Below are 20,065 nucleotides of genomic sequence, written 5' to 3' on the forward strand. Positions count from 1 at the left end.
ACATCAGCTCCTGTCCGCAAAATAACGTCCCAGCTCTACCATCATGCTGCCCATCCGTTCTTCCTCAGGAATAACCCGTGGCTCAACGCCTTCCTCCCTCATCGCCTGTGCTGTCACCTTGCCTATAGCTACGGCTACCACCTTGTCACGAAAAGCCTCCAGCATCTCATCGAACTGCCCCTTCTCACGGGCATACGCTGCGAGGAAATGAATCTGCGGACGACTGGTGAACGTGACTGCATCCAGCTCGCGAGTAACGATACTATGCAGCAGCTTCTCCAGATGCTCCTCCTGTGGCGGAATATGCTTGTAAGGAAGGACTTGCGTGACATCCGCGCCTCGCTCTGTCAGCCAGGCGAGCAGCTCTGGCGCAGACTCGCCATGAAGCTGGAGGATCGCACGTTGTCCCTGAAGCTGTGTCTCGCCAAAGGAACGAATCAGCCCGCTTGTACTACCGTCGTCGTCCCGTACACTAGGCGTAAGACCTCTCTTCTTCAGCGCATTCACGGTCTTGTAGCCGCGAGCGGCAATATTGGAGTGCTGCAGCACCGCCAAGAGGCGCTCCGCGACGCCTGCCTCTTCAGCCACACTGAAGATCGCGTCGAGTCCCATGCCCGTCGTCAGAATCACCCATTCCGGTGGAGCCGCAAGCCATTGCTCCAAGGATTTGCGCAGCTCCGCATCATCCAGAAACACCGTCCCCTGTGCTGGAAGCAGCCAGGCGGTACCTCCCATTTTCTCTACCAATGTTGCCATTTCTGCTGATTTGCGCGGACCCGCCAAGGCTACGATTTTACCTGCCATACGTTGTGCCACCATGCCATCCTCCCAATCCTTCAATTCATCTTATCTTGCTTCTGAACAGATCATTCCGCTTACATCGTCGATTCAGGGCTCTAGCTCGCAATAATTATTCTAATCTGGTACAAGTATACAATTCGAACAGGCAAAGCGGAATACCGCGATGAAATGTTCTTTAGCAGTCGATAACCGTGTTCGTTACTCAATATTATGCAATACGCCAGAATTGACCACATTTTGGAAAACGATGTATAATCAATGCGATAGATGGAATACATTTACTTTTTTAATAAAGTGAGTAAAATCATTAGGTTATCTTCACATGATACAAGGGAGGATACAGTAGTGAAATCGAAAGTAACCATACGCGATCAGTTGGAGCATTATATAAAATCAAATACACTTTCCATTAGTCAGTTCTCACAGCGCTCTGACATTAATTCAGGAACCATTAGCGGTATATTGAACGGAACTCGCCCGATCTCCATGCAGCATCTGGATGGCATCACGTCGGGTATGGCTTTGCCAGAAGGACATTTTTTACGTACTATACATAGATGAGTACATTGCTGGCGCTACTGCGGATTGGCGAAGGCTGCGTCCGTTTCTGGGCCGCTGCGCGGAGCTCGGGAAGCTCGACTGTATTACCAAGGTGACGAACGAGATTATGGATAATCTCTCATACACTCCTATGCTATTCGATCTGGCTGAGCAGTGGTTCGGAGAGGATAACAAGGCGGCAGCAATGGTGCTCTACCAGCGCGTGGCGGAGAGCGAGAAAATGCAGCACTCTGAGCGGCTGGCTCTGTGTCACTACCGTATGTTTATTATTTCGCTTGGTCAGGATCTGGACGCCAACCTTAGAGCTGCCATTCGATTTGAAGGTTATGTCAATTATCTCGACGAGTCAGATCAGTTGGATGCACTTCTTAAATTAGCATATACCTATAGCGCTTTGCGACGCTGGAACAAGGTAGATGAACTAGCACAGCAGTTGTATAAAATTTCAATTATTGAATATAAATTACATAGAAGCTCGAAATCAAAACGTTTAGAGAGTCACAAAAGACAACCGAAAAGACCTCTATGCTCATATCCATTATATGCTTTGATGCTACGCTCAGTAGTTTGCGAGGAAAACGAGGACTATGAACAAGCTCTTCACTATGTGCATTTGTACGCCAACCCTGATTGGCTACAACAAGATTTTCAAGAAGATTCCAAACGAACGAAGGAACAGTTTAAGGAGTGGGCGGTTGCCAATATAATGCTATACCGTTTGATGTCTGGGGATTTTGAAGTACTGCCTAAATATCTAAATTTTATATCCTCTCATGAGGATGAATTATTCACAGCAATTTATAAACTAGTCCAGTCTGCTAACCGTCACAGCTATAATATTGATTCTGTTCTGGACCGCTTCTCTTCGCATATTTCTGTCAGAAGTTACCGGAACAAAATAGCTGAATACGACCAACAGATCATGGATGAGCAGTACTCGTGTTTATTAAGTGAATTAGCAAAGTATCATTTATCTTATAATAGAAATGAAGGGATACAATATATCCTACAGGCGTTGCAGTTTTCTATTAGAATAAATAGTGAAAAAAGTATTGTTAGATGCATGGTTCTATTTGAAAAGTATAGAGTACACGCAACAAGCATAGAAAAGAGTGAATTCAATAATTTAGCGAGTGAGGTGCAAATATAACTATGAAAAATTTATTCAATATTTTAATAATATTTAGCTTACTACTCCCATCTACCTTAACTGTTACAGAACTTTCCAAAGATCATGCGCAACACCTTACAGCAACAACAAACGGGCATGGACACGGTGGTTAACAATTCTTTTTTAAAATTAGACTTACTTAATTAGTAAGCTCTCAGCGCAATAAAAACTACTCTACATCCTCAAGGTGATCTGATTGTGATCATCCTGAGGGTGTCTTTATCATGTCAATAAGATTACTATCCCTCTCATATTGGAACCGAGGTCTCAGTTTATTTATTTCCAGCAACATAGCAAATCTTCTGAAAAACCCGAAAAATTATCCTTCTAAAATCCAAAATACTCTTCATACGATTACTGCCTACAACATACCCATTCATAATTCCGCATTTGCTATCACAACTTCTCCTAATAATCTAAATCTACTGCAATACAAGTAAACAACAAAATATTGGCAGAAAAGTATATTATATATAACAAGGGGGGTGATATATGTAAAAAAACTACAATCACCTAGATACTACAAAATGATCGTGAAAACACCTCTTAGATTATACATAAAGAAAAATTGGTTTTTAAATCAAAATAGTTTCTGAATATTACTTTTAACTCAAGGAGGAATTTTATTGAGAAAGTTTCTATTAAAAGGATTACTAATATTAACATCTATGTTAGTAGTTCTAGGAATGCTACCTGTAGGGCAATCTACAGCTAGTGCAAACATTTCTGACTCAATGCTCAGTACTCATCGGGTTTTATCAGATGCAGAAGTGGAGATCAGTGTATCAGATTCAGTCTATCAGAATGAAGAAAATTCAGTTACAAATGAGATATATCAAACAGATTCTCTAGTCGGCCCTTATGCAGCAATCGGACCTACCTATCCGGGTACTAATGTGACGATGAGAATTGGAGATGTTTTATACTCTACTAAAACATTAGGTGGTAGTTCACAAATTGTCGGTCATGTGGGTATAGTAAATTCAAATTTCAAGGTTGTTCATGTAACTTTGCCTGTAAATGGCGGAACTGTAGATAACATGGCTAATTACATGTGGAGACATGGGGCAGGGGAAACAATAAAGGTATATAGACCCAAAAATGGACGTGGTGTCGAAGCAGCTAAATGGGCAGTGTATAACTACAAAAGAGCTACAGAGTATCTCATCCAACTCGACTCGCCCTTAGATACACTTACTCCAAATTATTGTTCTAAATTTATGTGGCAAGCATTTTACTATGGTGAAGGTATTGATATTACTGATAGAGGGATGACCGGTGATACTAATTTTTTTGTAACTCCTTCGGCATTTACAAGATCTAACCATTTTGTTTATACAACATCTTTCAAAGCTGTACACAACTAATCCTAGAATTACACTTAGAATAGATAATTTCATTTTTGAGAAACTCTGTCTTTTCAGAAATTACAGAGTTTCTTTCTTTATAGTTTAAAGTTATTTTGATAAACTCAAAATTGATCCTAACTTAAATATCAAAAAAACTACTTTTTTTCACTATAACCTTAAAAAGGGTTATCCAATATCGATCCCGATAGGAGGTTTACTATGAAAAAAAAGCGGACTATAGAAGTTATTCTAGTTGGTACTATAATTCTAGTCCTATTATTAATAGGCGCTTTTTTTATATCCTTACAAGTCAAATACAATTCTCTGGAAACGAGTCTACGCCAGCATCTTATAAATGTTGAAGGCTATAAAGAAGATGAGATTATTAGTATAGAAGCTAAGCTGAGTTCTATGCCGAAATTCCCTGTCTATGTTATTTTTTCGGATGATCCTGAAACCAAATATATTTTCACAGATGGAGACGGAGATGTTTCAAGGTGGCATCAATTAGACCCTAAGAATCCTCAACGCTTAAAAAATAACCAAGAATGACTACGGCACTACTTGCTGTTTTGGAATAGAGATAACCTTAAAATCCGTATAACTGATCCATTCGAACAAAGCTGTGTATGCATTTGTCAAAACTTTTATCAATGTAGAGATAGCTCCGATTCATATCATTATATTACCACTTCTAACTTCTGGGATTTTATTAACAACATTATTGTTTCTATTAATACCGGGATTTTTGCAACTCCATCTTTAACAATGAATTTCCCTGCTTGGTGATTCAACTTGCATTAATCTCTCTCTCATTTATGTATATTTGTCCGTTTCTGGCAAAGCCTCTTGAATTATTCTGTGAAAATACCCATATTAACATTCATTTCTCACCATATTATATTTCAGAGTTTATGTCTTTCCCCCTCACCTTTGAATCTTCCATTTACTGCTGTAAGGCACTTTAATATTTGTAGAGAGAGAGGAGCAACATTGTTGAATAAAAAACTATGGGCAAGCCTTGTGATAGGCGTAATCATCATTTTAGTCCCCGTACTCATAACGGGACAATTGTATAATCCAGGGCGAATTGTTGACCCCATTATGATTTCTGCTGAATTTATTGGTAGAACTTTGGCAGGTATTATTGGCCTGCTCGTTATATACCACGGTATTACGCATTCAAAATAGTACTTAACTCAACGGAACACCATATCTCCATAATTTCACCTCATAAACAAAACTTAATAGACTGAGAGGGAATATTATGATCTTCGTGTACATTATAGGCACCTTTATAGCTGTTACGATAGCAGCCTGGTTATTCGGTCTGATCGGTGTCAATATTGGTGAAGGCCCAAATGCAGACGCATGGTTCTTCTACGGCTCTATCATCATAGGGATATTGCTAAGTATTCACGATAAGTTGGATGAAAATAAAAAAGGGGACAAAAAGTCCCGCTAAGTCCCGCTTCACCAAGAGGAATACGTATTCAACATTCATCAGGACTTGTACCATCTTTACAGAAATGAGGGCTATCGTGTTATGAGAAAACTAGTAGTTAGTGGACATACGTACATGTGGAATTATAGAGCAGTCAGAGATATGTACTGCAGATCCAAATTGACTATTATTACTGAGAAAAGAGATATAAAATTTATAGTTCAGTTTATTACCAAGGATACACCAACTACCGGCAGCCCTTTGAATGAAGGGTTACGCGTGATTAGAGAGAATAAGCTTTACTCCATTAACTTTAATCAACCCAAGTATGTTGCGGAGATTCTTCAATATATTCTTGATCTGGATTTAGATCTGACAACAAAGAAAGTGCATGAGCTAAACGGTAATAACTTATTGACCGATATGGGGTACGCGGATTTGGACGGCTTTTTGATATAAAAGGCCACAGTTGGATTCAGGTACGGCAGCTCCTATTTTCAATCGCCGACGAGCTGGTTACTATTGGGTAAAAACTCGGATCGGAGCGTAATCGCGTGGTAGAAAATATCTTGTCGATTCACAATCATCAGGTTGTCCGCACAGATAGGGAGAACGGTGAGTCCGTTGCAGTCAAAGGCGGGATTTCGGCGGATCACTTCGAGGTTATTCACCTGTTCACACGAGGATGGATTCCCTTCGGGTATCTGCGTGATGGCGGCGGAGTCTGGTGGTACAACGGGCGCAGCAACAAAGCCTCTCGCATAAGCAAGACGCAAGACTCAGGGAATTTCACCGTTCTAGACGATGATTACGGCCTGGATGACGAGAACGTGTTTCTGGAGGACAAGCTCATCCCTGAAGCCGACCCCGCCAGCTTCGAGCTATTGCCTCACTCCCCTTACTTTGCACGAGACAAGCATAGACTGTATGTCAAAGGAAGCAATCACTTCTTCACCATGAGCGAGGTGGATGCCTCAACCGCCATTGCCTATCAACAATACGTGACGGATCAGGATCATCTCTTCCATTACTTCAATTCGCTTACCTATGCCAACGAAAGCAAAGATGAAATAAAGGATTGGCTGTTGGACAACTACCCTCACATTCGCGGCTGGTGGCATCCCGATTATGAACATAATGAAGCCGGGCTACAGCCTCTGCAATGGAATTGGCATACGACGGGAAGAGCTATCTTCTATGTCGTGGATTCAAGCGACTGGCGCGGCGACATAACGCGGACGACGCGCAATTTGGTGCGTGCAGCGGACCCTGCATCCTTCGAGCCTCTCAACGAACAATTCGCGCGAGATCAGCAGCATGTCTATTTCCGCTGGCGTATCATCGAAGGAGCCGACCCCAGCTCCTTTGTTCCGCTAGACGATATGTGCGGGCGCGATAAGAACCATGTGTACTACAACGGTTATATGGTGTCCGATGCGGACTCCGCTAGCTTTGTATCCTACCCAACAGCCAGTCACCACGGCCTATCCAAGGACACGCATCATGTGTACCATGCCGACTTCGTGCGGACAAGCTTGCCCTTCGGGCATCCTGATCAGGTGCTGGTTCCTATGAAAGGTGCAGATCCCGCCAGCTTTGAATTGTTGTCTCCTACAGGAAGCTGGGCGCAAGACGTGAATAACGTCTATTTATGGGGTACACTCGCCAAAGCCATAGATAGGGCCAGCTTTCAGTTTCTGTTCAACGATGAGCCACAAAGCTGGGCAAAGGACCAGACCCATCTCTATAATGCTAACGGCAAACGTACCGTCAAGGGAGTGGACGGCAATAGCTTTATGATGCTGAATCGGTTCTGGGGAAAGGATATGCAAACTGTCTTCAGCTTTGTAACAGGCAGCGTGCAAAAGTCTGCTGACGCCTCCACCTTTCAAGTCCACGACGACATGGGCGGAGCAGAGGACCAGACCCATTACTATGCAATCAAGAATGGAGATATCAAAAAGACGAAGAAAACGGGGCTATAACGCCGAACAGCCTGCTTATCATAATTGGAGGTCACTCGTTCGCCTGAGTGGCCTCCTTTCTTTTGTATGCTTCGCTCAAGTTCCCTATCTTCTGCAATACAAATTACAATCTATAATCTAGCAATAACCTCTAAAATATGACAATAGGAGGTGGATGAGAAGCATGGCTAATCTAAGCTATCTACAGCCACGAATTGAGCTGGCCCGAGCAGAGCTACATAAGATTGCGGAGGAACGGGATAATCTGCTCCATCCCGAGGTCCTTGAGCACTCCGAGCAACTGGACTTATGGCTGAACCAATACAATCAGGAACTCCGGTTACATGGCACACGCAAAAAGCCGATTGTCCATACAATCGGCTTGAGCGAGTCAATCTAACTTTTTATACTATACTGCTCTAGACGCGGAAGCGGCCTACCATTCCTTGAAGCTCTTCTGCCATGCTGCTCAGGTCTGTAGCTGCGGAAGACACTTCCTCCATAGACGCAAGCTGCTCTTCCGCGGCTGCGGATATCGACTGTGTATTCGCAGAAGACTCCGAGGACAGATTCAGAATCTCGCGTATGGACTGAACCACCTCGGATGTACTCTTCTCCATCTCCTGAGCAGCCTCCCGAATCACCTCGGCACTCGTAGACGCCGCTATGATATCAGCCTGAATGAGATTGAAGGACTCCCCGGAGTTCTGCACTGCACTTACTCCCTCCGTCATACGCTCCTGCGTATCACGCATAGCACGCTGGGCCTTGTCCATATCGGATTGAATAGCCGCAATTCGTCTGCCAATTCGGGCAGCCGATCCAGCCGAGTCCTCCGCTAGCTTGCGCACCTCATTCGCGACGACCGCAAAACCTTTGCCGTGCTCACCTGCCCGCGATGCCTCAATCGAAGCGTTCAAGGACAGCAGGTTCGTCTGCTTGGCAATGCCTGAGATATCCTCTACGATGCCCCCGATCTCGGCAGACCGTAGCGTAAGTGATTCGATGACCTGCCCCAGATCATTCACGGTATGCTGCATCCCATGCATCAGCTCCACGGCTTGCAATACAGAACCGCTACCCTCTTGGGCGGATGCAGACGTGCTACGCAGTCGGTCAGACATATCTCTGATCTGCCCGGTAACGCTACCTACATTGCTGGATACCTCATTCATTCGATCCGAGCTGTTACCCATGCGCTCAATCTGACGCTCGCTTCCTTCAGCCAGCTCTTGAATGGCTACCGTCACATGCTCGATCGACTGTGTTGTCTGCTCGGCCCCTGCAGCTAACTCCTCTGCAGCAGCATTGACACGATTCGTCGTCTCACCTACTCCTTGAATCATGGTACGCAGATTCTCCACCATCTGCTGGAAGTAACGTGCCAGCATACCGATCTCATCAGCAGGACCCGTCTCGATCTTCCCGCTCAGGTCGCCCTGGCTAATCCGCTCGGCAGAGACTTGTAGTCTACGAATCGGCACCAGAATCGCACGCACAATAATTGTAATTATCGCAACAACCACCACCAGTGACACCAAGATTACAATCAGTGTCGTATTACGTATTCCTGCGACCGTGTCATCAATCTCTAAGCTGGACATGGTACCTGCAATTTTCCAGCCTGTCGTCTCGTTCGTTACATAATCAAGGCTCATGTTTTGCCCTTCATTCGAATAAGCGTAATACCCGCCTGGTGCATCATACATTTTCAACAAATAGTCAGCATCTACCGTTTCCCCAGATTCAATGGTAGGATGGACCACCACCTTTTGGGTACCATCCAGGATAAGAATATACCCCTGCTTGCCGACTTTAATCAAGGCCTGCTCCTGGACACGCTCCAGATTCAAGGACATACCCAGAACACCTGAACCGTCAGGAAGTGTCTTCGCCATGACAACGACCGGGATTCCCGATGAATTAATATTCACTGGAGCAATTACAGTCTTCCCTGGTTGCTCCATAGCCAGCTTGTACCACTCTCGAGTACGTGGATCAAATCCATTCTCATCTTCCTTGGGTACTCCGCGAATCATCAGACCCTCAGGAGTCCCTATAAAAGTATCTATCACATCAGGATGCAGCTGCACATATTCTACCAGCCGTGGTTCAATCAGTGGGCTATGGTTGCCATCAATCATGGAGCCATCGAACTGCTCCGACAGGTAGCCGACATTATGCCACTTAGACGAGACACTGGATTCAATCATCATGTTAGCAGTGGAGACCGCCTCGGCCGCATCCTCTCTAATCTGGTTAGCTACTGTGTCACGTGATGTAGAGTAGGTCATCCATCCGATAAATACACTTGGAATTAACAGGACCAATAGAAATGCCACATACAGTCGGAGACGCAGCGTCAGTACAAATTTGCGCTTACGGACCTCGGGGGTGTGACCCTGCATCTCTGCTGCTTGGTTATTTACCACCCTTGTCTCTTGATCAGATTTGAACTTCAATCCTCGTCTCATTCTACCTCTCCCTTTTAGCCTCTTTATATGACTAGCAGTGTTAATTATCGGCAGTAGAGAACCTGATGTTTAATTAAATAAATTTAAAAATTGCTTCTTTATTTTAGTAATTATTGGCACATCAATATGAGTAACTTAATTCTATTGTTACAAGAATTAAGGGCATTCCGATCAGCATATGACGACATGACAAAAAGCGGCCGATAGAGCTTGGCCGCTTCATAGTACTTGATTTTCAGATAGGATTATGCTAGGTTCCAACCATTCACTACGTATTCGGAATACCCACGGGAGTCGTTGTCACATCCAGCGTGGAGACTACCAGATTCTCAGGCTCGTTTACGCGCTGATCGCTGGGGCTGATTTTTTGCGGAACAGAACGGCATCCAGTCCATATTGGCCACTACCTACGAGCGCCTGCTGAAGAGAAGCGAACAATACGATCAGATCGAGCTCCAGAGCCATATAAGGCTGTCCCATCTTCGCTGTCAGCAGGACACCTAACATGATCACGGTCAAGGCAGCGCCGGCAAAGCGAGTACCCAGGCCGAGAATCAGGGCAATACCACCCAGCAGTTCTATTGCTGCAACGACAGGGGCCAGTGGCCCCGGAATGCCTATGCTTGAGAAAAAGCCGGCCGTCCCTTCCAGTCCCTGAAATTTCTGCATACCATGCACCAGGAAGATTACACCTGTCATCAACCTCACCAATAACAATCCAATATGAAGCGTCTTTTGATTCATCATATTTCCTCCTTTTTTTTGTTTCACTACAATATGTAGTGTTGTTTGTAAAAATAAACGTTGCTGTGATGCTAGATCACAGCGAACGCGAATAACAAAGTTAATACCGATAATACTTGTACCGATATCATGACGGGCTTGCGTGGCATTCGTGGCGGCAGATCCTGATCAGGATGAAGAATCCGCAGGATTCTGTAATTAATAGAAGTGCCCGCAAAGAAGGAATGTACTGCTCCTGTGACCGGCGTGACATCTGCCGAAGGCTTCTTCAGTAGCTTCAGTAGTGCACTGCCCAGACCAGCAGGGCTCCCTGTGCGATGGATCGCTTCATTGTCTGCAAGAATCTCACGTGCTGTCTTATAGTGCTCAAGAATGTGACGCAGGACGGGAATATAGAACAATAGCACGGCGCTGAGCTGAAGCGTCCAGGTCTTCAGCGGATCATAATGTCGCATATGATGGGCCTCATGATAGATGACAGCGGCCTGTTCCTCCTCGTCCAGCATGGACAGCAGCTCTGTTGACACTATAATCCGGGGCTGCAGCAATCCCAATGTAAAGGCCGCAGGACGATCGTACTCAATGACCTGAATTCGCCCTAATCCCGCAGTGGTATAGGTCGCATTCAGTTGCTTCGTCCATACGCTATGCTCCAGGCTATCCAGATGTCGAAGGGCGGCTCGTTCAGCAGCAATCTGCCGAATGGTCATGACCAAGGACACTATAAACGTCAGCAGGACCAGCAGATTCAAGCCATCTACAAGATAACCAATATGCAGGGATTCCAACAACTGTCTGCAGATTTGAAATACATTAAAGTTCAAATCCCAGTTCAATAACGTATGCCCAGCATACATGAACATTTGCACCAGCATCAGGCCGGACAAGCCCGCTCCGGCAGCAAAAAGCAATCGGGAACGGCTTTTCCACATGGTCACCTATCCTTTTTCCATTGTTTGATTTTTTGTTCAAGCCTCTCAATCAACTCAGGGTCGGCCTCCTCCAGCGCATCAATCATGTGATTGACAGCCAGCGGTCCGAATTGCTCCAGAAGATCATGACTTAGCTCCTTGGACTGGGCCTCCATGAATTCCTCTCTCGTTAGAACAGGCTCATAGAGCGAGGTCCGCCCACGTAGCTGCTTGCTCAGAATTCCTTTGGTCACCAGGCGATTCATGACCGTCATAACCGTATTGAAGCTGATGTCCTTGTCATGCTCAAGTGCCGTCTGAACTTCCTTGATGCTCTGTCTTGGCTGATTCCACAGCTGATCCATGATTTTGGATTCCAGTGGTCCAAAAAAACGGTTCAAGCCTGTCTCTCCGCCCTTGAAGTTGAGTCTCTTCATCATGCACACCTCACACTACTCATTGTAGTGATTATTAATTGAAAGTCAAATTCCTGATTTCGTCAATTTATGATATATATAGATTGAACTGAGAATGTTAAGAGTTCGGGTCAATCTAAATTAGTTAGTCCCAGCTAGTTAGCTAGTCCGCCAGACGATAGCCTGCTCCTCTAATCGTAGCTATATATTTCGGGGCCGACGCACTGTCTCCCAGTTTCTTGCGCAGACTCTTCACATGGACATCCACCACGTTACTTCCACCCGCAAAATCCGTATCCCAGATCTCCTTCATCATTTGTTCTCTGGAAATAACACGACCCTGCGCCTCAATGAGCATGAGTAATAGGTCATATTCCGTCTTGGTCAGGCTGATGCTCTGCTCGCTTAGCTGGACGGTCATCCTGTCTTGATCAATCCAGATGTCCTTGAACACGGTTCTGCGGCTGGTTGCTTGCTGCCCAGCGGTAGCTGGCAGACGACTGATTAGCTCCTCTACCCGACTGATCGTCACATTCGCCGAGGCTGGCCAAGCGAGCAGCTCTTCATCGGGCAGTAGTGACCCAGCTTCCTCCAGCACCGTTGGAGTGACCAGCAACATACGCTGTAGCCCTTCCAGCTCAGGACGAGTCTGGTCGTACCAGCTCTTCAGCTCGCCAATGCCATGCAGTGAGGTGCAGTCGAGTACCAGCAGATCCGTCGTCAGCTGTCCCTGGACTTGCGGCTCCCAACGGTGGAATACCATCACATCATAGCAGGAGGCCGAGAGCATGCTGATCCAAGTCTGGACATGGGCAGGCACCGGGCTTATCAAAGTAATCCGACTCGTCACAGGGCAATACAACGGCTCATAGAGATTCACATCATTCACTTGATTCCCGGAATTCGCCTGTTGTACGTTATTCACTTGATTCATGGAAATTCCTGATGTTACCTGATTCGCTTGCTCTGGCATTCAGGGCACACTCCTCCGAATACGACATGGGCGTGAGCTACATCGTAGCCTGTCTCGACAGCAACCTGCTTCATCCATGCATCGGGCACTCTGCTCATGACCTCATCCACACGACCACATACCTGGCAAATGACATGCTGATGATCATCCATCAATCCATCATAGCGACTTGCTGTATCTCCAAGCTTCAGCTCCCGAATGAGCTCCTTGTCACTCAGATAACGAAGTGAATTGTAGACGGTACCGTAAGCCAGATTATATCCCCGTTCATTCAAGCGCTCCATCACATCAGCGGCTGTTGGGTGATCGTGTGATTCACGTACAACATCATATACAGCCTGTCTTTGAATGGTGAGATTCAAGGATTTCATAAGAATCACTCCTTCTATATCAACGATTTGTATTTTATCTTAATTTGTAATGAGTATAAATAACAATTTAGACCTAGTATAAATCTAAATCCATAAATCGTCAAGAAGATGAAAAAAAGATGAAGCCAGCAGGCCTCATCTCGGTTCAATTTTTTTAATTATTCTTTACCTTATCCATATCCACAGCACAAATTCCCGACTTAATCTTACACCATTTTGCCTGTCCACCCTCATATCTACACATCCCAGCAAATCTCTTCAGATGTACAAGAGATCCGCTCCAGCTCTGCTAATTCTCACAATAGACAGCGAGTGAGGCCAGTGTATGCTGCTCCCATGACTTCAACATCTGCTGCTCCGATTCCTGTATGATATTCGTAAGAGCAGATGTCACACCTGCACAATAGGTATTGGGCGACGGTGGTATCATACCTGGACATATAGGCTCATAGATCTCCACAGCCCGATATACATCAGCCAGTGTAATCTCCTCGCAGGACCGAGTAAGACAATACCCTCCAACTCGCCCTTCCTTCGCCGTAATGAGTCCGGCCTGTACCAGCCGTGCAAGCACTCTGCGGACCAATGTCACCTCACTACCGATACAAGCAGCTATATCTCCACTAGCGCACATTTGCCCATCACGCTCCAGGAACAATAGCGCCTGCACAGCTACACCAAGCCATTTAGGCGTGGCTTGACGCATTCTTTTCTCTTTGCTCACAACCCCAGGACACCTCGATCCCATTTGGACTTACCGAATTAATATATTGTACGTGAACCACCAGGGAACTTCAAGGAACTACACATTTCGCATCATTTAATGTAAACGTTAACAACTGTTTCATCATATCGAACCTCAAAAAATATCTCAAGCTTCACTTCCCCGTACACTGTGGGCTTTCCGGCATTGGGCACCTACTCGGTGTGATCAATGTCACATTCAAAAAACACCATATGTAGATACAATGGGACAATCATATAACAATATATTGTGAATTGACGGAGGGTAACCCCATATGAAGACAACCTCAGGAACATCTGTTCATACTATAGGCGAACGTGTCATTGGAGCTCAAGATCTTGAAATGCTGCGGGAAAACGCGAATCTGAACGGAGATTCCTTCAGCGGTAAGATGAGTAAATTGGGCTCGGAATATGCAAAATGGTACACAAGAGAGCAGGTGCTGCCTCCAGCATTGCTGAAGGCTATTGATGATGGCTATGTGTACGTGCATGATATGGATCAATATGCGCTCGGTACGACGAACTGCATCTTTATTCCTTTCGATCGATTGCTGGCTTCCGGCTTCAACACAGGCAACGGCTCCGTCCGTACGCCGCAGACGATCATGTCTGCTATGGCGCTGGTCGCCATCATTTTCCAGGCGCAGCAGAACAGCCAATTCGGCGGGGTATCCGCGAACAAGATTGACTGGGATCTGGCTCCTTACGTAGCCCGCTCCTTCCGTAGACATTTCCAGAAAGGAATGCGCTTGTTCGGCGAGTCTACGACAATGGAAGAACAGCTAATTACGATGAGCAACGAAGAGGTACAAGCTCAGTGCCCACGTTCATGGGCATTTGCTCATGAAGAGACCGTTAGCGAGACAAGACAAGCTGCCGAGTCCCTGATCCACAACCTCAATACGATGAGCAGCCGGGCAGGTGGACAGATTCCTTTTACATCGCTGAACTATGGAATGTGTACCTCAATGGAAGGAAGACTGGTCGCTCAGAGCCTGCTCGAATCCACGATTCGTGGACTAGGTAGCGGAGAGACTCCGGTATTTCCACAGCATATTTTCCAATGTAAGCAAGGAGTAAATCAGGCTCCTGAAGATCCGAACTATGATCTGTTCCAGCTCGCCGTTGAATGCTCCAGCAAGCGGATGTATCCGAACTTCGTGAATGTGGATGCGAGCTTCAACCTGCCATACTACCGTGAAAATGAACCTGATACCATCATTGCTACCATGGGCTGCAGAACCCGTACAATCGGCGACCGCTTCGGACGCAACCGGCAGAGCGGCAAGGGCAACCTGTCCTTCAACACCATCAATCTCCCACGTCTGGGCATCGAATTCGGAACCTGCCAGGGACAACGCACCGTGCCTGATATCAAAGGCTTCTATGACAAGCTCAAAGAGATGATGGAGATCGCTGTCGAGGGTCTGATCCATCGTTATCGTATTCAAGCGAATCAGCCTGCGAAGGCTTCGGACTTCATGATGAGAGAAGGAGTCTGGGAGGGCGGCGAGCAGCTATCCCCTGAGGATAAGGTCGGCGATCTGCTGAAGCACGGGACCCTTGCTCTGGGATTCATCGGCGTGGCTGAATGCATGAAGGCGATGTACGGTCAGCATCACGGAGAGAATGATACGGTCTATCGTGAAGCTCAACGCGTCATCACAGCCATGCGGAGCTTCTGCGATCGGATGAGTGAGCAGCATGAATTGAATATTACGCTGTTCGCAACACCTGCCGAAGGACTGTCTGGCAAATTCACACAGCTGGATGTGCGTGAGTTCGGCGTTATCGAAGGAGTTACAGATCGTGAATACTACACGAACTCCTTCCATATTCCGGTATACTATCCGTTACCAGCTGCACGGAAGATCGAACTGGAGGCTCCTTTCCACCTCTGGTGCAATGCGGGCGCTATCTCATATATTGAGCTGGATGGTAATGTACGTAGTAATCCTGTTGCTTTCCGTTCGATTGTACAATACGCGCTGTCCCAAAATGTAGGCTACTTCTCGATCAATCACCCGATTGACCGTTGCCCATGCTGCGGTTATGAAGGGATTATTGGCTCCGAATGCCCGAAATGTGAAGCCGAAGAGAGCACGACCCACTTCCAGCGTCTGCGCCGCGTGACCGGCTACCTTACTGGGGACTACACTGTACGCTTCAATGGAGCCAAGCAGGCGGAAGTTCGTGATCGGGTGAAGCACCAGTGAATCTGCTCGGATACATCCCTGAATCACTGAATGAAGGTATAGGCCTGCGAGCGGTAGTCTTCATCAGCGGTTGTCGGCATGCTTGTCCTGGCTGCTTCAACCCGGAATCATGGAGCTTCCGCAGCGGAGAACTGTTCACGGAAGTCCGCCAGCAGGAGATCATTCGAGAGATTGCGGGCAATCCGCTATTGGACGGGCTGACCCTCTGCGGGGGAGATCCCTTCTTCTCCGCCGGAGAATGTGCTGAATTCGTACGCAAGTTCAGACAAAGCTGTCCGAGTCGGAGCGTCTGGGCTTATACCGGATTCGTGTATGAAGAGCTACTGGAGGATGAGGAGCGGCGGACGCTTGCCGAGCTATGCGATGTGATCGTGGATGGACGCTTCGTTCAGGCCGAGAAGGATGTGTCTCTCCCCTTCCGGGGTAGCCGCAATCAGCGCCTTGTCGATGTGCCAGCCAGTATCCGGGCCGGAGCTTGCGTGCTCTGGTCTGATCAGGCGAACAAGGAGAGGGTGGTCCTCTCAGATTCTGCCCGCTGGTAGCTCTCAATAGAGCTCAGATGTTCAGTACAGGATTCCAGACTAATCCATCCCTAACTAACCAGCAATCTTCAACAGCTCCTTGACTGTTCCGAAGAACGCTGGTTATTTTTTCATGACCAGTACCTTGCATTATTCAGTAGAGGGTGATAAGTTATATCCAGCTACTGTTCAATGCACAGTACTGAACGTTGCATAGCTCATGACGATTCATGGAGCATGGATCATGTCTCCTGGATATGATTCGTTGTTGATTCACATTTTGATTACGAATTTGGAGGGTTCGAGCCATTGAACGTGCATATTCAATTTAAAAAAGGCGTATTGGAACTGTGCGTTCTTGTATTAATAAGCCGCCAAGACCGTTACGGCTACGAGTTGGTGCAGGCGGTGTCCAAGCATGTAGAGGTCGCGGAGGGGGCGCTGTATCCTCTGTTGCGTCGTCTAGTAACTGAGGGCTACTGCACAACCTACTTGCAGGAATCGAGCGAAGGGCCGCCACGCAAATATTATCACCTCACTCCCACGGGCAGGGAGTATATGCAGGTCCTGCATATGGAATGGAATCATTTTGTACACAATGTCACCAATCTCTTGGAGGAAGGACACGGGCATGAAGAAGCATGAGTTTATGAAAGAGTTAGAGACGCATCTTAGACCACTGCCACCGCACATTCGCAGGGATTTGCTGGAGGATATGGAGCAGCACTTCACATTCGGAATGGCCAGCGGGAAGAGCGAGGAGGATATCTCCAGGGAGTTGGGTCATCCCGTTGATATTGCGATCGAAGCACTAGAGGAATTTCCGGCTGCACAGGTTGAGGGAATACAAGATGAGACCCTACAAGCTTCGACAATGCAAGATTGGACATCTGCACCTGTAAAAAAGAGACACCCGGTAGCGACAGCCCTTATCATCATTGGACTTGTACTATTGAATCTGATGATCGGACTTCCCGTATTCTCCGTGATCTGGAGCCTCTGGCTCTCACTTGCTGCCATTGCTATATCCTGTCTGGTCGCACCGCTGGCTCTGATCGCAGAGTGGGTCATGAATCGCGAATTCCACTTGTTCAAGTTGTTCTTATCCCTGTTCATGACAGGAGCAGGCATACTGCTCTTCATGGCAGTTAGACGATGGATGCGGCGACTGGCTCACTTTACCGTGCAGTATTGGCGCAAGAATCTGAATTATGTGGAGGGAAAATCATCATGAAGCGCAAGTGGATAATGACGGCTATACTCTGCATGCTGGTCGGAATAGCCGGGATGGCTGCACTCGGCTTTGATGCTAACCAAGGCATCTTAGGCTCGAACAATTCTGAGCGAGTCGCTCATGAGCAGCAATGGAGCTTTGCCGCTGATGAGCTGCAGACCTTGAAAGTTGAACTGCTAAGCGATGATCTATATGTACAATTCGCGGACAGTCAGGATACACAAGGGACAATCACATTAGAAGGACGGTTCGACCAGAAGGTACTTGCTCAGCTTGAGCAGGCTCACATCCAGAATGGACAGCTTGAGCTTATCATGAAGCCGGAGACAAGGATATCCTTCTTTAATTTCGGAATTTATGAATCCAATAAAAGCACATTGACGATTCATATGCCACAAGGTGCAGTGCTGTCCAATCTGGATGTCCGCGGCACGTCAGGCAGCTATAATCTCCAGGATGTTCATGCAGATCAGACCTCCGTCCAGCTAACTTCTGGCGATTTGAATCTGAACAACCTGACCGCAGATCACTTCACAAGTAAAATGACATCAGGAGAACTCAGCATCCTCAATGCTACTGCGAACCTTGACCTTCAGATGACCTCCGGTGATATTAAGGTTGACGGGCTACGTGGTGAAGGGAAGGTTCAGGCGACCTCTGGTGGTGTCGAGATCAGTCAACGAGAAGCTGGGGGACTGGATATATCCATGAAGTCGGGAGATGTCCGCATCGAGACTCCAGTTGGATCACAGGCCATCTATGATGTACGCACCACCTCCGGTGATATCGTGACTCCTCCTTCCAGCGCACAGGCTAAGCATATCATTAAGGTACGTGCAACTTCCGGCGATGTAGTCATCACTAACTAACACCTTGACCAGATCAAACAGGAGTGTTTAGTCGCTTTCTACTAACTACGTTCTCTACTAACTACGCTCTCTGCAGATTCTTACACACCCGTAATCGTATTTGGCCAAAACGAGTGTCAGATGTCCAACGAAACTTCGAGACTGGACTGAAAATTAAAGTATTAGATTGAAAAACCGCCAGGTGTGAAGTGACCCTGACGGTTTTTCTTGAAGGAATGGCTAGCACCTTTTATTAATGATCCGTGTGCTGAGTGTGTATGTGTTTAGCTTGTGTAGGTGGATATATTCGCGTATTAGGCTTTACTATGAAGGGTAACTAGGTAACCATCTGGGTCGGCAAATGTAAAGGTTCGCCCGAAGGGTCCATCTATTGGCGCAGATGTAATCTTTACTCCTGCTTGAACAAGCTTGTCGTGGATTTCCTGCGCATCAGGAGCATGAAGCCACAGGGCGACACCAAGTCCAGGCTGAGTACCCGAGCCGAGCTCTACTCCTGGCATAAGGTCACGAAGAGCAAATGCAATAGGCTTTGTATCGAAGACCACAGCATGAGGTGGCCCCGCCTGTGAGCGGACAAGCCCAAGATAGTTTTGATAGAATTCTGCAGAGTCTTCAAGATTAGTTACTTGAAGTGAAATGAAGTCGGGTCCAATTGCTGACATCATGAAATGTCCTCCTTTGTATTTCATTTTTAATATCTCGATTGTACATCCCCCCTCTTGCCAACAGTATGTCAGTAGCGTTTTACCACTTTCTCAATTTCTTCTAAGACAATCTCATCTTTGTGGAGCAGAATGCTCCTTATGGATCTTCCTTGTATTTGGTGTTGCCTGCTTAATCCAAGTATAATAAAGGAGAGCCTGACCGCAGTGTCTGCGGACCTTACTTTCTCAGGAGGAGATTACCATGTTCGTAGTAACGAATACGATCAAAGTCAAGCAGGGAACCGGAGCGAAGCTGGCAGAACGATTCAGTGAAGGCGAAGGTGTCTCGGAAATGCCCGGATTTGTACGTATGGAAGTATGGCATGGGGTAAACAAAGATCAGGAAGAAATCAAGGTGTCCACGCTGTGGGACAATGAAGAGGCCTTCCGTGGGTGGACCCAGAGCGAGAGCTTCCGCAAGGCCCATCAGGGACGGGGGAAGAACGAAGATATCCTGGGAGCCTCTCTCGATCAGTATGAGCTGCTGGCTCATATCTCTGCAGAGGATTAATCAGACTACTATTCCTGCTTAATCGCAGCACACCTGGTACCCATTCATGTACATACAACCTTTCGATTCAGCTATAAGACTTGG

24 protein-coding genes are annotated in these 20,065 nt (G+C 46.6%); 15 read left to right on the forward strand and 9 right to left on the reverse strand.

The window, feature by feature from the left end; all coding sequences use genetic code 11:
* Positions 1-3: 3 nt before the first annotated feature.
* Positions 4-816 carry a uroporphyrinogen-III synthase gene (locus tag MKX74_RS25900; protein ID WP_341180664.1) on the reverse strand — a complete coding sequence of 271 codons (813 nt, stop codon included), beginning with the start codon at positions 814-816 and terminating at the stop codon, positions 4-6.
* 330 nt (positions 817-1,146) lie between these two features.
* Here MKX74_RS25900 and MKX74_RS25905 point away from each other — a divergent pair, with 330 nt between their 5' ends.
* The 9 genes from MKX74_RS25905 (at position 1,147) to MKX74_RS25945 (ending at position 7,690) form a co-directional block, all read left to right on the forward strand.
* On the forward strand, positions 1,147-1,362 hold the full coding sequence (locus tag MKX74_RS25905) for a hypothetical protein (protein ID WP_341180226.1): 216 nt from the start codon (positions 1,147-1,149) through the stop codon (positions 1,360-1,362).
* Between the two features lie 106 nt (positions 1,363-1,468).
* Positions 1,469-2,512 carry a transcriptional regulator gene (locus MKX74_RS25910; protein WP_341180227.1) on the forward strand — a complete coding sequence of 348 codons (1,044 nt, stop codon included), beginning with the start codon at positions 1,469-1,471 and terminating at the stop codon, positions 2,510-2,512.
* A 647-nt stretch (positions 2,513-3,159) separates the two neighbouring features.
* Positions 3,160-3,900 carry a hypothetical protein gene (locus tag MKX74_RS25915; protein WP_341180228.1) on the forward strand — a complete coding sequence of 247 codons (741 nt, stop codon included), beginning with the start codon at positions 3,160-3,162 and terminating at the stop codon, positions 3,898-3,900.
* 201 nt (positions 3,901-4,101) lie between these two features.
* Positions 4,102-4,434: a DUF3139 domain-containing protein gene (locus tag MKX74_RS25920; protein WP_341180229.1), complete on the forward strand. Its 333-nt coding sequence runs from the start codon at positions 4,102-4,104 to the stop codon at positions 4,432-4,434.
* A gap of 444 nt (positions 4,435-4,878) precedes the next feature.
* Positions 4,879-5,073: a hypothetical protein gene (locus MKX74_RS25925; RefSeq protein ID WP_133569094.1), complete on the forward strand. Its 195-nt coding sequence runs from the start codon at positions 4,879-4,881 to the stop codon at positions 5,071-5,073.
* 76 nt (positions 5,074-5,149) lie between these two features.
* Positions 5,150-5,347, forward strand: coding sequence for a hypothetical protein (locus MKX74_RS25930; RefSeq protein WP_133569093.1), 198 nt, complete (start codon positions 5,150-5,152; stop codon positions 5,345-5,347).
* Between the two features lie 159 nt (positions 5,348-5,506).
* Positions 5,507-5,785: a hypothetical protein gene (locus tag MKX74_RS25935; RefSeq protein WP_341180230.1), complete on the forward strand. Its 279-nt coding sequence runs from the start codon at positions 5,507-5,509 to the stop codon at positions 5,783-5,785.
* A gap of 95 nt (positions 5,786-5,880) precedes the next feature.
* Entirely contained in the window at positions 5,881-7,311 is a 1,431-nt protein-coding gene (locus MKX74_RS25940; RefSeq protein WP_341180231.1) for a DKNYY domain-containing protein, read from the forward strand.
* A 163-nt stretch (positions 7,312-7,474) separates the two neighbouring features.
* Positions 7,475-7,690, forward strand: a complete 216-nt coding sequence (locus tag MKX74_RS25945) for an aspartyl-phosphate phosphatase Spo0E family protein (protein ID WP_341180232.1) — start codon at positions 7,475-7,477, stop codon at positions 7,688-7,690.
* 19 nt (positions 7,691-7,709) lie between these two features.
* Here MKX74_RS25945 and MKX74_RS25950 read toward each other — a convergent pair whose 3' ends face one another.
* The 7 genes from MKX74_RS25950 to MKX74_RS25980 all read right to left on the reverse strand — a co-directional run bounded on the left by MKX74_RS25950 (position 7,710) and on the right by MKX74_RS25980 (position 13,903).
* Positions 7,710-9,764: a methyl-accepting chemotaxis protein gene (locus MKX74_RS25950; RefSeq protein ID WP_341180233.1), complete on the reverse strand. Its 2,055-nt coding sequence runs from the start codon at positions 9,762-9,764 to the stop codon at positions 7,710-7,712.
* A 339-nt stretch (positions 9,765-10,103) separates the two neighbouring features.
* Complete coding sequence (locus MKX74_RS25955) at positions 10,104-10,508, reverse strand: DoxX family membrane protein (RefSeq protein ID WP_018884046.1); 405 nt, start codon at positions 10,506-10,508, stop codon at positions 10,104-10,106.
* Positions 10,509-10,579: 71 nt separating this feature from the next.
* The gene (locus MKX74_RS25960; RefSeq protein WP_341180234.1) at positions 10,580-11,440 is read right to left on the reverse strand and encodes a M56 family metallopeptidase; all 861 of its coding nucleotides are present in this window, start codon (positions 11,438-11,440) and stop codon (positions 10,580-10,582) included.
* 2 nt (positions 11,441-11,442) lie between these two features.
* The gene (locus MKX74_RS25965) at positions 11,443-11,856 is read right to left on the reverse strand and encodes a BlaI/MecI/CopY family transcriptional regulator (protein ID WP_018884044.1); all 414 of its coding nucleotides are present in this window, start codon (positions 11,854-11,856) and stop codon (positions 11,443-11,445) included.
* A 142-nt stretch (positions 11,857-11,998) separates the two neighbouring features.
* Entirely contained in the window at positions 11,999-12,808 is an 810-nt protein-coding gene (locus MKX74_RS25970; RefSeq protein WP_341180235.1) for a response regulator transcription factor, read from the reverse strand.
* Positions 12,784-13,179, reverse strand: coding sequence for a Fur family transcriptional regulator (locus MKX74_RS25975; protein ID WP_018884042.1), 396 nt, complete (start codon positions 13,177-13,179; stop codon positions 12,784-12,786). Before MKX74_RS25975 ends, MKX74_RS25970 begins: the two co-directional genes overlap by 25 nt.
* 289 nt (positions 13,180-13,468) lie before the next feature.
* Positions 13,469-13,903, reverse strand: a complete 435-nt coding sequence (locus MKX74_RS25980; protein WP_341180236.1) for an Rrf2 family transcriptional regulator — start codon at positions 13,901-13,903, stop codon at positions 13,469-13,471.
* Between the two features lie 295 nt (positions 13,904-14,198).
* Between MKX74_RS25980 and MKX74_RS25985 the strand changes: the two genes are divergently transcribed.
* The 5 genes from MKX74_RS25985 (at position 14,199) to MKX74_RS26005 (ending at position 18,766) form a co-directional block, all read left to right on the forward strand.
* Positions 14,199-16,142: an anaerobic ribonucleoside triphosphate reductase gene (locus MKX74_RS25985; protein WP_341180237.1), complete on the forward strand. Its 1,944-nt coding sequence runs from the start codon at positions 14,199-14,201 to the stop codon at positions 16,140-16,142.
* Positions 16,139-16,684, forward strand: a complete 546-nt coding sequence (nrdG, locus tag MKX74_RS25990; RefSeq protein ID WP_341180238.1) for an anaerobic ribonucleoside-triphosphate reductase activating protein — start codon at positions 16,139-16,141, stop codon at positions 16,682-16,684. Before MKX74_RS25985 ends, nrdG begins: the two co-directional genes overlap by 4 nt.
* A gap of 288 nt (positions 16,685-16,972) precedes the next feature.
* Positions 16,973-17,308 (forward strand): PadR family transcriptional regulator, encoded by a 336-nt coding sequence (locus tag MKX74_RS25995; RefSeq protein WP_018884038.1) that lies wholly within the window; start codon positions 16,973-16,975, stop codon positions 17,306-17,308.
* Positions 17,295-17,897 carry a DUF1700 domain-containing protein gene (locus MKX74_RS26000; protein WP_341180239.1) on the forward strand — a complete coding sequence of 201 codons (603 nt, stop codon included), beginning with the start codon at positions 17,295-17,297 and terminating at the stop codon, positions 17,895-17,897. Before MKX74_RS25995 ends, MKX74_RS26000 begins: the two co-directional genes overlap by 14 nt.
* The gene (locus tag MKX74_RS26005; RefSeq protein ID WP_341180240.1) at positions 17,894-18,766 is read left to right on the forward strand and encodes a DUF4097 family beta strand repeat-containing protein; all 873 of its coding nucleotides are present in this window, start codon (positions 17,894-17,896) and stop codon (positions 18,764-18,766) included. Before MKX74_RS26000 ends, MKX74_RS26005 begins: the two co-directional genes overlap by 4 nt.
* A 293-nt stretch (positions 18,767-19,059) precedes the next feature.
* Here MKX74_RS26005 and MKX74_RS26010 read toward each other — a convergent pair whose 3' ends face one another.
* Positions 19,060-19,431 carry a VOC family protein gene (locus tag MKX74_RS26010; RefSeq protein ID WP_341180241.1) on the reverse strand — a complete coding sequence of 124 codons (372 nt, stop codon included), beginning with the start codon at positions 19,429-19,431 and terminating at the stop codon, positions 19,060-19,062.
* 241 nt (positions 19,432-19,672) lie between these two features.
* Between MKX74_RS26010 and MKX74_RS26015 the strand changes: the two genes are divergently transcribed.
* Positions 19,673-19,981: an antibiotic biosynthesis monooxygenase gene (locus MKX74_RS26015; protein WP_018884034.1), complete on the forward strand. Its 309-nt coding sequence runs from the start codon at positions 19,673-19,675 to the stop codon at positions 19,979-19,981.
* Positions 19,982-20,065: the final 84 nt, after the last annotated feature.

Source organism: Paenibacillus sp. FSL K6-1230 (genome assembly GCF_038002385.1).
Classification (GTDB): domain Bacteria; phylum Bacillota; class Bacilli; order Paenibacillales; family Paenibacillaceae; genus Paenibacillus; species Paenibacillus massiliensis.

Bases quoted from the DNA above. Each gene is read 5' to 3' on its own strand.
- MKX74_RS25970 (WP_341180235.1), bottom strand. From the start codon at position 12,808: ATGCCAGAGCAAGCGAATCAGGTAACATCAGGAATTTCCATGAATCAA.
- MKX74_RS25985 (WP_341180237.1), top strand. From the start codon at position 14,199: ATGAAGACAACCTCAGGAACATCTGTTCATACTATAGGCGAACGTGTC.
- MKX74_RS25945 (WP_341180232.1), top strand. From the start codon at position 7,475: ATGGCTAATCTAAGCTATCTACAGCCACGAATTGAGCTGGCCCGAGCA.
- MKX74_RS25960 (WP_341180234.1), bottom strand. From the start codon at position 11,440: ATGTGGAAAAGCCGTTCCCGATTGCTTTTTGCTGCCGGAGCGGGCTTG.
- MKX74_RS25920 (WP_341180229.1), top strand. From the start codon at position 4,102: ATGAAAAAAAAGCGGACTATAGAAGTTATTCTAGTTGGTACTATAATT.
- MKX74_RS25950 (WP_341180233.1), bottom strand. From the start codon at position 9,764: ATGAGACGAGGATTGAAGTTCAAATCTGATCAAGAGACAAGGGTGGTA.
- MKX74_RS26010 (WP_341180241.1), bottom strand. From the start codon at position 19,431: ATGATGTCAGCAATTGGACCCGACTTCATTTCACTTCAAGTAACTAAT.
- MKX74_RS26015 (WP_018884034.1), top strand. From the start codon at position 19,673: ATGTTCGTAGTAACGAATACGATCAAAGTCAAGCAGGGAACCGGAGCG.
- MKX74_RS26000 (WP_341180239.1), top strand. From the start codon at position 17,295: ATGAAGAAGCATGAGTTTATGAAAGAGTTAGAGACGCATCTTAGACCA.
- MKX74_RS25955 (WP_018884046.1), bottom strand. From the start codon at position 10,508: ATGAATCAAAAGACGCTTCATATTGGATTGTTATTGGTGAGGTTGATG.
- MKX74_RS26005 (WP_341180240.1), top strand. From the start codon at position 17,894: ATGAAGCGCAAGTGGATAATGACGGCTATACTCTGCATGCTGGTCGGA.
- MKX74_RS25910 (WP_341180227.1), top strand. From the start codon at position 1,469: ATGGATAATCTCTCATACACTCCTATGCTATTCGATCTGGCTGAGCAG.
- MKX74_RS25965 (WP_018884044.1), bottom strand. From the start codon at position 11,856: ATGAAGAGACTCAACTTCAAGGGCGGAGAGACAGGCTTGAACCGTTTT.
- MKX74_RS25930 (WP_133569093.1), top strand. From the start codon at position 5,150: ATGATCTTCGTGTACATTATAGGCACCTTTATAGCTGTTACGATAGCA.
- MKX74_RS25975 (WP_018884042.1), bottom strand. From the start codon at position 13,179: ATGAAATCCTTGAATCTCACCATTCAAAGACAGGCTGTATATGATGTT.